The sequence below is a fragment of the Pectobacterium wasabiae CFBP 3304 genome, from assembly GCF_001742185.1.
GTDB lineage: Bacteria > Pseudomonadota > Gammaproteobacteria > Enterobacterales > Enterobacteriaceae > Pectobacterium > Pectobacterium wasabiae.
Map to the genome: position 1 here is coordinate 3,815,803 of NZ_CP015750.1, position 13,562 is coordinate 3,829,364.

Genomic DNA, 13,562 nt, shown 5'->3' on the forward strand with positions numbered 1-13,562 from the left:
AATATTAACCAGCCCATTATGATTCGTTGACAAAATAAAACGGGGACTGAGTTATGAGTACTACTGATATTGTAAATAATGAGGCGGTTGGGAAGGTTTCATTAAAGGAAAAATGGTGGCACATTTTGGATACCTATAAAATAGGTATTATTCCTGTACCGCTTTTTGTGTTGGCTGGGGTATTAATCGGTATAGAGTGCCTGAGTGGGAAACTGCCAAGCGACATCGTTGTTATGGTGGCAACGCTAGCATTCTTTGGCTTTGCCTGTGGTGAATTTGGCAAGCGCCTACCGATTATCGGCAAGATGGGGGCGGCGGCAATCTGTGCGACCTTTATCCCCTCGGCGATGGTGTATTATGGCCTGCTGCCGGACGTTGTTGTTGAATCCACGACCAAGTTCTACAAAAGTACTAATATTCTGTATCTCTACATCTGCTGCATTATTGTCGGCAGTATTATGAGTATGAATCGGCAAACGCTGATTCAGGGCTTTCTGCGTATTTTTTTCCCGATGTTGTGTGGTGAAGTTGTGGGGATGCTGGTGGGCATGGGCGTGGGTATTGCGCTAGGTCTGGACCCTTTCCAAATCTTCTTCTTCCTGATTCTGCCGATTATGGCCGGTGGGGTGGGTGAAGGTGCAATCCCGCTGTCTATCGGTTATGCCGCGATTCTGCATATGGACCAAGGTGTCGCTCTGGGGCGCGTATTACCTATCGTGATGTTGGGTAGCCTGACGGCGATCATCATTGCTGGCATTCTGAATCAGTTGGGTAAACGCTATCCGCACCTGACTGGTGAAGGCGAGCTGATGCCGAATAAAGGTAATAGTCTGGGCAACAGCGAGAGCAGCGCTCCTGCTTCTGTCTTTAGCGGTAAAGCCGATGTGACGACCATTGCTTCTGGCGCGCTGCTGGCCATCCTGCTGTATATGATTGGTATGCTGGGCCATAAAGTGATTGGCCTGCCTGCACCGGTTGGCATGCTGTTTGCCGCGGTGCTGGTGAAGTTGGCTCACGGCGTTTCACCGAAAATGCTGGAAGGCTCCCAGGTCGTTTACAAGTTCTTCCAGACCTCCGTGACATACCCGATTCTGTTTGCTGTTGGCGTGGCGATTACGCCGTGGCAGGAATTGGTGAATGCCTTTACGATTCAAAATCTGCTAGTGATTGTTTCTACCGTGGCGGCGTTGGTCACGACTGGCTTCTTTGTCGGTAAAAAGATCGGTATGCACCCGATTGATGTTGCCATTATCTCCTGTTGCCAGAGTGGGCAGGGTGGTACTGGTGATGTCGCGATTCTGACGGCGGGTAACCGCATGGTGCTGATGCCATTTGCGCAAATTGCCACACGTATCGGCGGTGCTATTAATGTTTCGATTTCACTATTGATACTCGCCAACTTTTTAGTCTGATGTTATTCAGAAAATAAAAAGCTGCTGAGCTAAAGAAATAACTTTTTGAGAAGTACAGTGTTGAACAACTCACATAAGTTAACGAAATAAAACCGCTATTACACGTAGGTTTATTTCGCACGGGAAATATTATGAAACTTGCAAGCTATCGTTATAACGGTAAGGACAGTTACGGCATTTATACGGCAACGGGGTTAATCGATCTCGGCAGTAAAATTGGCCACCTTTACCCTGATCTGAAAGCATTACTGGCGCAGAATGCGCTACCTGTTGCATATGGATTCAGTGCGAATGCATCGGATATTCCAGTCGCAGATGTGACATTCCTACCGGTTATTACCACACCAGGGAAAATACTGTGTGTAGGGATGAACTATGCCGCTAAGCGTCAGGAATTTAATGAACTGAATCCTGCGCCAACGTTATTTGTCCGCTTTGCGGATTCACAAACTGGACACGCGACGCCGGTTATCAAACCGCACTATTCCAGCGAATTTGATTATGAAGGCGAACTGGCAGTCATTATCGGTAAAGGCGGACAACATATTTCTCGGGATGTCGCACTCTCTCATGTCGCAGGCTATAGCTGTTATATGGATGGCTCTGCGCGTGACTGGCAGCATAGCTGGTTTACCGCTGGCAAAAACTGGCAGAAAACCGGTGCGTTCGGCCCCTGCTTGACTACTACGGATGAAATTCCCGATCCGCATGTGTTGGCAATCCGCACGTATCTGAATGGCCGCATGGTACAGGACGACAATACCAGCAGCATGATCCACAAAGTTGCTGAACTGATTGAATACATCAGCACCTTCACTGAACTGAGTGCGGGCGATGTGATCATCACGGGGTCGCCGGGCGGCGTGGGTAAAAAACGCAATCCGCCGCTGTTTATGAACGCAGGTGACTGTATTGAAGTTGAAATCGAAAACATTGGCCACTTGCGTAACACGATAGTGGATGCGGCGGTGCCAGTGAAACCGGTTCCGACTGCTGCCGAAGTCGCTGTGCACTAAGTTCAGGTGACAGGCTTGGCGGTGTGAAAACCGGCAAGCCTGCAATGAATGCCCTAACTAATTCGAGTTGCAGGAAGAACCGTAATGTATGCCAATGATTCCGTCTTTTTTGACACGCTGGATGTGCGCCTTCGGGAACAGGAGAGGGACGAAGTACGACAGTTCCTCGCACACTGCCAGCTCGGCATGGATGACGATATTGACATCATTGTTGTGGGTAAACTGGGCGGGCGACTGATCGCCTGTGCAGGTTTGGCCTCCAACACCATTAAGTGTGTTGCGGTCGATCCTGAATTCAGACACCTCAATCTAGGCGTGCAGGTGGTGAATGAAGTGATGCAACAGGCGGCGCAACGTGGCCTGTTTCACCTGTTTCTCTATACCCGGCCGGAAAATGTCGACGTCTTCCGGGGATGTGGTTTCTACCCGCTGGTGTGCTATCAGGACAGTGCGGTACTGATGGAAAACACGCCGATTGGCATTCAACAATATTGTCAGTCTTTGGCGGCGTTTGCGCAGCCCGACGCGCTCACGACGCGGGCAGGGAAAAAGATCGGTGCGATTGTCATGAACGCGAATCCTTTCACGCTGGGCCACCGTTATCTGGCGGAACATGCGGCGCAGTCGTGCGATTGGCTGCACGTATTCGTGGTACGGGAAGACGTTTCCTTTTTCCCGTTTAGCGAGCGTCTGAAGATGGTACAGCGCGGTGTGGAGCATATTCATAATCTGACAGTACATACCGGTTCGAATTACATGATCTCGAAAGCCACGTTTCCCGGCTATTTCCTGAAGGAAGAGAAACTCATCACTCGTGCCCATGCGGCGCTGGATTTAATCATTTTCAGGAAATATATCGCGCCGGCACTCGGTATTACCCAGCGCTTCGTCGGCACCGAACCCTTTTGCCCGGTGACGAATCAGTACAATCAGGATATGCACTACTGGTTGGAGAAAGACCAAACGGTGTCTTCTCCTGCGTTAAGCGTGGTTGAAATTGAACGTAAACGGCAAACCTCAGGATTAGCTATTTCCGCTTCAGAAGTCAGGAAATTGCTCAAACTTCGGCAGTACAGCGGTATTCGGGACATCGTGCCAGCCTCAACCTTTGAGCACTTACAGCGTTATTACGAACCCGAGTACGCATAATTAAAATTAATCAGGATAAATCTATGAAGATTATTAAGGAGTCCCTGGCGGGTACCTTTGAGTCCAGCGATTTGCTGGTCAAAGTGGCACCAGCAGATGGGACGCTCACCGTGGTCATCAACAGCGAAGTGATTAAGCAGTTCGGTCATCAAATCAAACAGGTCGTGGATGACACACTGAAAGCGTTAGATGTACAAGAAGGGACGATCATTGTGGATGACAAAGGCGCATTGGATTGTGTCATCCGTGCCCGCGTGCAAAGCGCGGTACTGCGCGCCACAGACGGACAGCAGATTGAATGGGAGACATTATAATGAATAAGCTTCGCCGCAGTATGTTATTCCTCCCAGGCGCGAACGCCGCCATGTTGTCCAATGCATTTATCTATAAACCTGACTCCATTATGTTCGATCTGGAAGATGCAGTGTCCCTGCGGGAGAAAGATACCGCGCGCCTGCTGGTTTTCCATGCGCTCCAGCACCCGATGTACCACGATATTGAAACCGTGGTGCGCATTAACCAGCTCAGCACGCCGTTTGGCCTGCTGGATCTGGAGGCTGCCGTGCGCGGTGGTGCCGATGTTATTCGTCTGCCAAAAACCGATTCCACCGATGATGTGGATGAATTGGAACACCATCTGGTTCGTATCGAAAAAGCCTGCGGCCGTGAAGTTGGCTCCACCCGAATCATGGCGGCGATTGAGTCTGCGGTGGGCGTAATTAACGCCGTCGCCATTGCCCGCTCTTCTGAACGCATGATCGGGATTGCGCTGGCAGCGTTTGACTATGTGATGGACATGCAGACGGAACGCGGTGATGGCACGGAGCTGTTTTATGCCCGCTGTGCGGTGCTGCACGCGGCTCGCGCTGCCGGTATTGACGCCTTCGATGTGGTCTATTCCAACGTTAACGACGATGCGGGTTTCCTGAAAGAGGTCGATCTGATCCGCAGATTGGGCTTCAACGGTAAATCCCTGATTAACCCGCGCCAGATTGAGCTGTTACACAACGCTTATGCGCCGACGCAGGATGAAGTGGACTATTCCCATCTAGTGATCAATGCCGCCGAAGAGGGCGAACGGGCCGGTTTGGGCGTCATTTCCCTGAATGGAAAAATGATTGACGGGCCAATTATCAACCATGCCAGAAGCGTGCTGGAACGTGCTCAGGCTTCCGGCGTTCGCAAATAGCCATTGCGTGATGATACCGCAATGGCCGCTCTCAGGAATTACAGGATTAGACAATGAGTCATTTTATTGAAGCACTGCAACAGCAGTACCCAGAAAAACGTCATCTGCAACCCTTCGTCAGCGCCAATCAGAATACGCCATGGCTGAATGATGTGGCACAAAAGCATAAACGCAAACTGTGCGCCGATCTGGAAGAGGCGATTCGCCACAGCGGACTGAAAGATGGAATGACCATCTCGTTCCACCACCATTTCCGCGAAGGCGATAAAGTCATTAACCACGTGATTGATGCGCTGGCACGCATGGGTTTTCGCGATCTGACGCTGGCATCCAGTTCGTTGATGAGCTGCAACGCGCCGCTGATCGACCATATCAAAGCGGGCGTAGTCAGCCGGATTTATACTTCTGGGATGCGTGGCAAGCTGGCCGATGCTATTTCCCACGGATTAATGAAAGAACCGGTACAGATTCATTCCCACGGCGGTCGCGTCCATCTGCTGCAAAGCGGTGAGCTGAAGATCGATGTCGCTTTCCTTGGCGTCCCGTGCAGCGATGAGTTTGGTAATGCCAACGGCACCGCCGGGAAATCGGGCTGTGGCTCGCTGGGTTATGCCATGGTCGATGCGCAGTTTGCCGGTAAAGTAGTGCTGCTGACTGAGGCTCTGGTGCCATTTCCGAACATGCCGGCCAGCATCGTACAGGATCAGGTGGACTATATCGTTCAGGTCGATGAAGTGGGCGATCCGGCCAAGATTAGCGTCGGTGCGGCGCGTGTCACCAGCAACCCGCGTGAATTGCTGATTGCCCGTTCAGCGGCGGACGTAATCGAACATGCCGGTTATTTCACCAACGGTTTCTCGATCCAGACCGGTTCAGGCGCGGCTTCTACGGCCTGTACGCGTTTCCTCGAAGATAAAATGCGTCAACAGAATATTGTGGCGCGCTTTGCCCTCGGCGGCATCACTGGCGGTATTGTCGATCTGCATGAAAAAGGGCTGATCGAAAAACTGATCGATACCCAGTGTTTCGATGCCAATGCGGCGACGTCGTTGGCAAAGAGCCCTAATCATATCGAAATTTCCACCAACGTTTATGCCAATCCAAGTTCTAAAGCGGCCTGCTGCGATCGGTTGGATATGGTGATCCTCAGCGCGTTGGAAATTGACACCGATTTTAATGTCAACGTGATCACCGGCTCCGACGGTGTGATGCGTGGTGCGTCCGGCGGACACTGTGATGTCGCGACGGCAGCGAGCTTGACTATCGTCGTTGCACCGCTGATTCGTAGCCGTATCCCAACCGTGGTGCGTCAGGTGACGACGCGCGTTACGCCGGGAGAAAGTATTGACGTACTGGTGACCGATCACGGCATTGCTGTCAACCCGGCGCGTCCTGAGGTTGCCGACCGTTTGAAACAGGCAGGGCTGAATGTGATGACGATTGAGGCACTTTATCAACGTGCGATTGCACTGGCCGGTGAACCTCGTGCTATCGAGTTTCACGATCGTATCGTCGGTGTGATTCGCTATCGCGACGGTAGCGTGATTGACGTTGTTCGTCAGGTGAAAGAAGCCCACGAATAAGCGGTAAACGCATGAGGGAATCGACGATGACAAAGACTGTTTCCATCTCGCTGGAAACCTTACTCGCGGCGAAGGAACGCCGCGCAGTTCGCCAACAAGAATGGCTTGTCCGCCACGGTGTGACGCTGGTGTCACTGACGCTGGTCACGCCGGGGCCGGTAAAGGATAGTGCCGGTTATCGGCAGGTGATGGCCGAAGCCATCAAGGCATTAGCCTCACTCTGTCAGACGCGGGGGTGGACGGTGCTGGAACAGCAGACATTCTGGCTGGATACAGGGGCGGAAGGGTTATGGGCGATCACCAAAGATGCGCTGTCGGTGAAAGCGGCGACCATTGCACTGGAAGATAGCCATGAACTAGGGCGGCTATGGGATTTTGACATCTTCAGCCCAGAAGAAGGTTCGATTGGCCGATCGATGTTGGCACATAGTGGACGCGCCTGCCTGTTGTGCGATCAAGCAGCACACGCCTGTAGCCGTTCGCGCCGCCATTCGTTGTCAGAGTTGCTTGAGCACATAGAAGGAAAGGTCAATGCCTACTTTGTACCAGTCTGACGGTGTGCTGCCGACCACGGCGTCTCATTCTGCACAACGTGAATATCGGGAGCGCCACCCGTTACCCGACATCGGGCTGCGGGTGGTGCGGGCGCTGACGATGGAAGTGATGTTGACGCCAAAGCCTGGTCTGGTGGATCGCGCTAATAACGGGTCTCATCGTGATATGGATGTTGCACTGTTTCAGACCAGCATTCAGGCGATCTCTCCCTGGTTTCGACATTTTACCGACGCGGGCTATCAACATGCCTGTGTACCACTCGCGCAACTACTGTCTCAGGTTCGGCCTATTGGTATTGCCTGCGAACAGGCGATGTTGTCAGCGACGAAAGGCGTGAATACCCATAAAGGTGGAATTTTCGCGTTTGGCCTGTTGTGTACAGCCGCCGGTTGGCTGGCAGGGCGGGGGATCGTGTGACGCAGCGCAGCCTGTGCGACAGCGTTTCCGCTATGTGCAGCGATCTGGTGCGTAATGAGCTGGAGACGTGCTCTGGGGCGGCAACGGCGGGCGAACACCTCTATCAACGTTATGGTCTGACCGGTGCAAGAGGCGAAGCTGCCAGCGGCTTTAATACCGTATGCCAGTACGCGCTACCCGCTTTGCGGCAGGCGATTGCCGATGGTATGGATGAAGATACCGCGTTGTTACGGACGCTGCTGGTGTTGATGGCGTACAATCCTGACACCAACGTGGTTTCACGCGGTGGAATGGATGGATTGATGTTCGTGCAACATTATGCGCAGAGATTACTGGCTGACCCGTTGGATCGTCAGGCGCTGGTAAAAATGGATGAGGCGCTGATTGCCAGAAATCTCAGTCCGGGTGGGAGTGCCGATCTACTGGCTTTAACCTGGCTGCTGAATCACTATCCTGCAGAATAGTGAACCGGTGTTATAAAGGTGCGGGCTGACGGCGATAAATTTCACCATTTGACCGCGCCTGAACACACTCTACGATTCAACTAAAGTTGTTGAAGAAATTGTCGATACCGTTTTCACCTATCTATATCATGCAAGTTCAGGTGCTCGCGTAATCGCTTTCAATATGCAGCCAGTGTAGTGGCATCGTATTAGCACTCATGGGACTTGAAAGATAACGGAGAGGCGTGCATCAATATAAGCCATTGACACATAATCCATGTAAATAATGGTGGGGATGAAAGCGGTGAATGAAAATTTGAAAGAGCAGTTTGTGAAGCGCAACAAACTGGCTATCTGTGCAACGTTGCGCGAATTAAAGAAGAATGATACGTCTCTGATGGTGCATCATCCTCATGGTCAGTTCATCAGTAAAATTCTTGATGTCGTACCCGACAGCGACCTATTTATTTTTGATTTAGGTGGCATTGAGCGTGAAAATAACCTTGCACTGTATGCAGGAGCGCTATCTTTCATCGCCGAGCCTGCTGGCGCGAAAGTTGAATTTAATGCTGAAATTGCAAAAACGGTGACTTACGACGGGTTACCCGCCTTCAGCGCGCACATTCCTGAACTCCTTTATCTTATCCAGCGTCGAACCTATTTCCGCATCAACACGCCGCTGTGGCCGCCGTTGACGTGCCGTGGCGAACTGCCGGATGACAGTGTTTTCCTGTTCACTATCAAAGATCTCTCTCTGGGTGGACTGAGCCTGTATACCGATCGTGATACCACGGGGTTGTTGACCGAAGGCGACATCATTAAAAGTGTGGAAATGGATCTTGCCGATCACGGTTTCTTCTGTGTTGATTTGCAATTTGTCGGCCAGGCGATGGTGAAGATTGTCGATAACAAAGGCGAAGTGAAACTCACGCAGCGCCTGAGCTTCAAGTTCCCTACACTGAGCGCGGCGCAGGAACGAGATCTTCAGCAGGTGATTTTTGAGTTGGAAAGATTACAAAACGAAAAGAAAAAGCGGTTCCAGGAGTTGTAATTTTTTAAGTACAACCCTTTGTTTGGGCTTCACACATAACAGCAACGTTTTTCATTACGAGTATTAACGTATTACCCGACTTATTTACGCCTAACTAAGGTGAGCCGCAGGATAAAATAGGATTGTTTTGAATGCGACAGCCAGCGGATACGCGGCTTGAAGTAGGCTGGGAATAAATAAATGGTTTCCAACGTTCTCAGAGCCTTGTCAGATGAGATCGTCTGGTGCAAAATACGCGCCTTGCAAAATAACCGACGTCTAATAGCGTCGGTTATTTTTTTACATTTATGCTCGTCATACTTCAGTTACAGAGGTATTGGTGTGGTTTCGTACCTTCTCTCTGTGGTTTAGGTTTGTTGGGTATAGGGTCTTCAACGAAAGAGGCCGGACAACGATCCGGATAGATAATTTTGTGTGTGCCTGTGAGCACAGTGAGGAAAGGAAAGATGGGGCAATCAGTAAGTTTCGCACCGGTGCCCGCCGGTTTGTGCTGTAAAGGTATTGGTTATGGCGCGACGTTGTCGCAAGTTATCTCTGGTGCTGTTTCAGCCACCTCTTCTCATCGTGATTCAGGCGAGTCCTGTATCCACTCCCCTATTTTCAGTACGTTTGAGTACGACAACGCTGCTGCAGCCGTGATTAACGGAGGTGTGCGCTATGTCGCTTGATACGCATCTGTCTACTTCTGGCACGACTTCTGCAAAACGCGCTCAGTTAAAAAGAACGCTCACGCTGTGGCCCGTCGTCATGATGGGGCTGGCCTATATGCAGCCGATGACCATTTTTGATACGTTCGGCATCGTGTCTGGCCTGACTGACGGCCATGTGGCTACCGCCTATGCGTTTGCATTGGTTGCCATTCTGTTCACGGCGCTGAGCTATGGCAAATTGGTCAAACGTTTTCCATCCGCCGGTTCGGCTTATACCTATGCGCAAAAAGCGATTAGCCCGCACGTCGGGTTTATGGTTGGCTGGTCGTCACTGTTGGATTATCTGTTCATGCCGATGATCAACATTCTGCTGGCGAAAATCTATCTGGAGGCCATTTTCCCCGGCGTACCGTCGTGGATTTTTGTGGCGGTGCTGGTCGGGTTAATGACGCTGTTTAACCTACGTGGCATCAATCTGGTTGCTAATCTGAACTCCATTATCGTGGTGGTGCAGGTTGCGATTATGGCGGTATTCCTGGGGCTGGTGATCCACGGTGTTTATCTGGGCGAAGGTGCTGGCACATTGACCAGCATGCGTCCGTTCTGGTCCGAGAACGCCCACGTGGTGCCCATGATTACCGGAGCCACGATCCTCTGCTTCTCGTTCCTGGGTTTTGACGGCATCAGTTCGTTGTCGGAAGAAACGCAGGATGCAGGTCGGGTGATCCCCAAAGCCATCTTCCTGACGGCGCTGATCGGCGGTGTGATTTTTGTCGCGGTAGCGTATTTCCTGCAACTGTACTTCCCGGATATCTCGCGTTTTAAAGAGCCGGATGCGTCTCAGCCGGAAATTATGCTGTACGTGGCAGGTAAATTCTTCCAGTCCGTTATTCTGGTATTCTCCTGTGTCACGGTGCTGGCATCCGGTATGGCTGCACACGCAGGCGTCTCCCGTCTGATGTATGTCATGGGGCGTGATGGTGTGTTTCCTGAGCGTTTCTTCGGCTATATCCATCCGAAATGGCGTACACCATCGTTGAACGTTCTGCTGGTTGGCGTGATTGCACTGTCGTCGGTGTCGTTCGATCTGGTGACAGCAACGGCGTTGATTAACTTCGGTGCGTTGGTGGCATTTACGTTTGTGAACCTGTCAGTGATTTCACAGTTCTATATTCGTGAACGCCGTAACCGTACTGTAAAAGACACCATTAACTTCCTCGTGCTGCCCGTGATGGGCGCGTTGACGGTAGGGGCGCTGTGGGTGAATCTGGAAGCCAGTTCGATGACGTTGGGTTTGGTGTGGGCGACGATAGGATTGCTCTATCTGGCGTTTGTGACGCGAAGTTTCCGCCAGCCAGTGCCGCAATGTAGTGAAGAACCGGTGTAAGCCAATTGATGACTTACCTATGAAGAAAAAGCGGAGCCAGTGAGCTCCGCTTTTTTATGTCTTAGCCGACCAATTCCTGCGCATAGGCGTACAGGGCTTTTAGCTGCGTCATCTTCTCTTTATCGTCTTCATGCCGTTGATACAGGTCGCTGAGCTCTGACAGATAGTTTTGCAAGCGTTCCGGTGTAAATACCGCACGCCGATGTTGTAGCCAGCGCTGCTGTTCGCGGTCATCCAGCGTGCCGGGGAAATTGCGGGCGCGGTAACGGAAGAACAGCGGTTCCAGACGATTATCGGCAAACGTGAGATCCAACGCAGGGAGGTTCTGCGGTGCGGTCTCTTGAATGATCTTCATCGCCATACGATCGGCATCGCCAAAGAAGCCATCATAAAGTCGTAAATCGACATCATCGGATGCGGCGAAAGCGGGGGCTTCAGCAAACAGTTCCACCACTTTTTCCCTGACGTCCGAATTGTTACGCAGCAGCGCCAGATTATCCAGGCAGCGTTGACGATCGATACCCAGCCTTTCTGCATCTTCCGGCCGTAAGGTATTGGCTGGCGCTAATACCGGGCATTTATTAATATGCACCAGTTTGAGCGGGACCGCACTCTGATCGGCAGTTAACGCATCCCGGCGGGTATATAACCGCTCACGTAATGCTTGGCTATCCAACTCCAGCAGTGGCGTCATATCGCCCGCCAAATCGCACATGATGACTGCATTACGGTTGTCCGGGTGCCAGGCGAGCGGTGCGACCCAACTGGTGTTGCTTCTCGCTGCGCCAAACATGCCGGAAACGTGAACAAGCGGCTTCATTTGCGGGATATCGATCAGCGCAGAAAGCTTGTTTTTGTTACGCAACGGGAACAAATACTCAAACAGCTTGGGCTGCGCCTGCTTGAACAGTTTCGCCATGGCGATGGTGGCATAAACGTCAGACATCGCATCGTGCGCCTGCTCGTGTGCAATGCCGTTTGCCTTCGTCAGGTGCTCAAGACGGAAACTGGGCAGGCCGTCATCGTTTTCGGGCCAGACGATGCCTTCTGGGCGCAGGGCATAGCAGGCGCGTAGCGCATCCAGCAGATCCCAACGGGAATTACCGTGCTGCCAACTGTAAGCGTAAGGATCGTAGAAGTTGCGATAGAAAATGTTGCGGCTGACTTCATCATCAAAGCGGATGTTGTTGTAGCCCATAATGCAAGTGCCTGGCACGCTGAACGCCTCATGAATCTGGCGGGCGAATTCCGCTTCATTGACGCCTCTGGCTAGCGCGACCTGCGGGGTAATACCGGTGATCATCACCGCTTCCGGTTCTGGCAGGTAATCATCGGTTGGCCGACAATAGATAACTAACGGCTCACCGATAATATTGAAATCCATATCGGTACGGACACCCGCAAACTGCGCAGGGCGATCGCGCGCGGGGTGTTTGCCGAATGTCTCGTAGTCATGTATGAAAAAAGTGGGTTGTGTTTTCTCGGCCATATATGCAGTTAGCTACGTGTACGCGCTGAGCCTGAAGTTAGGCAAACAGCCTGGAAAACGGTAAGGATATCATTGAATCTACTTTTCTGCGGCGCTTTCCTGATTTGCATCACTTCTCTGACTTACATCAATAGGCGGGTAGACATAATCGCTAGGCATGACTGTGTCCATTCGGTTACAATTTTCGTTCTAATGCGAATGATAATTAAATTCGATGATTTACGAAATTATCTCAATGCTTAATTCCGATAAAGGAGAAAAGAATGCGGTTTCCCTCGATGATAAAAATGACGTTGCTGGCTTCTGCGTTAGTGGTAGCTGGCTGCGATCAGTCTGATTCAACACCTACTACAAGCAACACTGTAGCGATCGAACATACAAAAGGTGTGACGCAGGTTCCTGTGAATCCGAAAAAAGTCATCGTGTTTGATACCGCTATTCTGGATACGTTGACCGCGTTGAACATTGAGATTGCGGGCGTGCCGCAGGGTGATGCGAAAATATTTCCAGATGTCCTCGCCCAATATAAAGATAGCAAGTACCTGAATGCGGGTACGCTGTTTGAACCTAACTATGAAGCGATTAGCAGTGCAGCGCCTGATTTAATCATTGGCGGTGGTCGGGCTCGTGACGCCTATGACAAATTAAATGCGATTGCCCCGACGATCGCTTTGGATGTTGACGATCACCAGTTTATGACCAGTTTTACGCAGCGAGTCGAACAACTGGGAGAAATTTTTAGCAAGCAAGACGTAGCTAAAGCCAAACTGGATGATTTTAAACAACGCATCGCTCAAACGCATGAAAAAGCCGATAAAGCGGGTACGGCGTTGTTGATTATGGTGACTGGCGGAAAAATGTCGGCATATGGTCCGAAATCGCGTTTCGGCTTTGTGTTTGATGAATTGGGATTTAAACCGGCAACAGAATTTCCTGATTCTGGCCGCCACGGTAATATCGTGACGTCCGAACTGCTGTTAAGCGCTAATCCGGATTGGCTGTTTGTCTTCGATCGTGACAGCGCCATTGGTAACCAGAAAGAAGGTCAATCAGCAAAACAGGTTCTGGATAACCCATTGGTGAATAAAACCAATGCCTGGCAGAACAACCGTGTCATTTACCTTGATTCCTCTTCGATTTATGTTGCGGGCGGGCTGCAAAGCTATCTGCGTTTGATCGACGATGTTAATAAAGCTCTTGATGCCAAACCCTAAGACAGCG

The 13,562-nt window shown here is 51.2% G+C and carries 12 protein-coding genes and 1 pseudogene; 12 read left to right on the top strand and 1 reads right to left on the bottom strand.

All coding sequences use genetic code 11. The annotated features are described in order from the left end of the window. The first annotated feature begins 53 nt into the window (after window positions 1-53). The 11 genes and pseudogenes from A7983_RS17385 to A7983_RS17435 all read left to right on the top strand — a co-directional run bounded on the left by A7983_RS17385 (window position 54) and on the right by A7983_RS17435 (window position 10,852). Window positions 54-1,412, top strand: a complete 1,359-nt coding sequence (locus tag A7983_RS17385; RefSeq protein WP_005967592.1) for a 2-hydroxycarboxylate transporter family protein — start codon at window positions 54-56, stop codon at window positions 1,410-1,412. 131 nt (window positions 1,413-1,543) lie between these two features. Then, a complete protein-coding gene (locus tag A7983_RS17390) occupies window positions 1,544-2,428 on the top strand; it encodes a fumarylacetoacetate hydrolase family protein (protein ID WP_005967594.1) in 885 nt (294 codons plus the stop codon). Window positions 2,429-2,512: 84 nt separating this feature from the next. Next, window positions 2,513-3,577, top strand: a complete 1,065-nt coding sequence (gene citC / locus A7983_RS17395; RefSeq protein ID WP_005967596.1) for a [citrate (pro-3S)-lyase] ligase — start codon at window positions 2,513-2,515, stop codon at window positions 3,575-3,577. A 23-nt stretch (window positions 3,578-3,600) separates the two neighbouring features. Further along, window positions 3,601-3,891, top strand: coding sequence for a citrate lyase acyl carrier protein (gene citD / locus A7983_RS17400; protein ID WP_005967598.1), 291 nt, complete (start codon window positions 3,601-3,603; stop codon window positions 3,889-3,891). Next, on the top strand, window positions 3,891-4,766 hold the full coding sequence (gene citE, locus A7983_RS17405) for a citrate (pro-3S)-lyase subunit beta (protein WP_005967601.1): 876 nt from the start codon (window positions 3,891-3,893) through the stop codon (window positions 4,764-4,766). The genes citD and citE overlap by 1 nt, the downstream gene beginning before the upstream one ends. A 53-nt stretch (window positions 4,767-4,819) precedes the next feature. After that, window positions 4,820-6,349, top strand: a complete 1,530-nt coding sequence (gene citF / locus A7983_RS17410) for a citrate lyase subunit alpha (RefSeq protein WP_005967602.1) — start codon at window positions 4,820-4,822, stop codon at window positions 6,347-6,349. A 26-nt stretch (window positions 6,350-6,375) separates the two neighbouring features. After that, window positions 6,376-6,903 (top strand): citrate lyase holo-[acyl-carrier protein] synthase, encoded by a 528-nt coding sequence (gene citX / locus A7983_RS17415; protein ID WP_005967603.1) that lies wholly within the window; start codon window positions 6,376-6,378, stop codon window positions 6,901-6,903. Then, a pseudogene (citG, locus tag A7983_RS17420) lies at window positions 6,881-7,785 on the top strand (triphosphoribosyl-dephospho-CoA synthase CitG). The gene citX and the pseudogene citG overlap by 23 nt, the downstream one beginning before the upstream one ends. Before the next feature lie 274 nt (window positions 7,786-8,059). Continuing rightward, window positions 8,060-8,815 carry a flagellar brake protein gene (locus tag A7983_RS17425; protein ID WP_025918983.1) on the top strand — a complete coding sequence of 252 codons (756 nt, stop codon included), beginning with the start codon at window positions 8,060-8,062 and terminating at the stop codon, window positions 8,813-8,815. 446 nt (window positions 8,816-9,261) lie between these two features. Beyond that, on the top strand, window positions 9,262-9,483 hold the full coding sequence (locus A7983_RS17430; protein ID WP_005967606.1) for a hypothetical protein: 222 nt from the start codon (window positions 9,262-9,264) through the stop codon (window positions 9,481-9,483). Beyond that, window positions 9,473-10,852 (top strand): APC family permease, encoded by a 1,380-nt coding sequence (locus tag A7983_RS17435; protein WP_005967614.1) that lies wholly within the window; start codon window positions 9,473-9,475, stop codon window positions 10,850-10,852. Before A7983_RS17430 ends, A7983_RS17435 begins: the two co-directional genes overlap by 11 nt. A gap of 61 nt (window positions 10,853-10,913) precedes the next feature. Here A7983_RS17435 and sbcB read toward each other — a convergent pair whose 3' ends face one another. Next, the gene (gene sbcB, locus A7983_RS17440; protein WP_005967616.1) at window positions 10,914-12,341 is read right to left on the bottom strand and encodes an exodeoxyribonuclease I; all 1,428 of its coding nucleotides are present in this window, start codon (window positions 12,339-12,341) and stop codon (window positions 10,914-10,916) included. Window positions 12,342-12,604: 263 nt separating this feature from the next. On the opposite strand from sbcB, the gene A7983_RS17445 reads away from it, so the two are divergent. Beyond that, the gene (locus tag A7983_RS17445; RefSeq protein WP_005967618.1) at window positions 12,605-13,555 is read left to right on the top strand and encodes a siderophore ABC transporter substrate-binding protein; all 951 of its coding nucleotides are present in this window, start codon (window positions 12,605-12,607) and stop codon (window positions 13,553-13,555) included. Window positions 13,556-13,562: the final 7 nt, after the last annotated feature.

What these genes read in the sequence shown, in the direction of transcription:
- A7983_RS17390 (WP_005967594.1), top strand. Translation starts at nt 1,544, where the DNA reads ATGAAACTTGCAAGCTATCGTTATAACGGTAAGGACAGTTACGGCATT.
- sbcB (WP_005967616.1), bottom strand. Translation starts at nt 12,341, where the DNA reads ATGGCCGAGAAAACACAACCCACTTTTTTCATACATGACTACGAGACA.
- citX (WP_005967603.1), top strand. Translation starts at nt 6,376, where the DNA reads ATGACAAAGACTGTTTCCATCTCGCTGGAAACCTTACTCGCGGCGAAG.
- citD (WP_005967598.1), top strand. Translation starts at nt 3,601, where the DNA reads ATGAAGATTATTAAGGAGTCCCTGGCGGGTACCTTTGAGTCCAGCGAT.
- citF (WP_005967602.1), top strand. Translation starts at nt 4,820, where the DNA reads ATGAGTCATTTTATTGAAGCACTGCAACAGCAGTACCCAGAAAAACGT.
- A7983_RS17445 (WP_005967618.1), top strand. Translation starts at nt 12,605, where the DNA reads ATGCGGTTTCCCTCGATGATAAAAATGACGTTGCTGGCTTCTGCGTTA.
- A7983_RS17385 (WP_005967592.1), top strand. Translation starts at nt 54, where the DNA reads ATGAGTACTACTGATATTGTAAATAATGAGGCGGTTGGGAAGGTTTCA.
- A7983_RS17435 (WP_005967614.1), top strand. Translation starts at nt 9,473, where the DNA reads ATGTCGCTTGATACGCATCTGTCTACTTCTGGCACGACTTCTGCAAAA.
- A7983_RS17430 (WP_005967606.1), top strand. Translation starts at nt 9,262, where the DNA reads ATGGGGCAATCAGTAAGTTTCGCACCGGTGCCCGCCGGTTTGTGCTGT.
- A7983_RS17425 (WP_025918983.1), top strand. Translation starts at nt 8,060, where the DNA reads ATGAAAGCGGTGAATGAAAATTTGAAAGAGCAGTTTGTGAAGCGCAAC.
- citC (WP_005967596.1), top strand. Translation starts at nt 2,513, where the DNA reads ATGTATGCCAATGATTCCGTCTTTTTTGACACGCTGGATGTGCGCCTT.
- citE (WP_005967601.1), top strand. Translation starts at nt 3,891, where the DNA reads ATGAATAAGCTTCGCCGCAGTATGTTATTCCTCCCAGGCGCGAACGCC.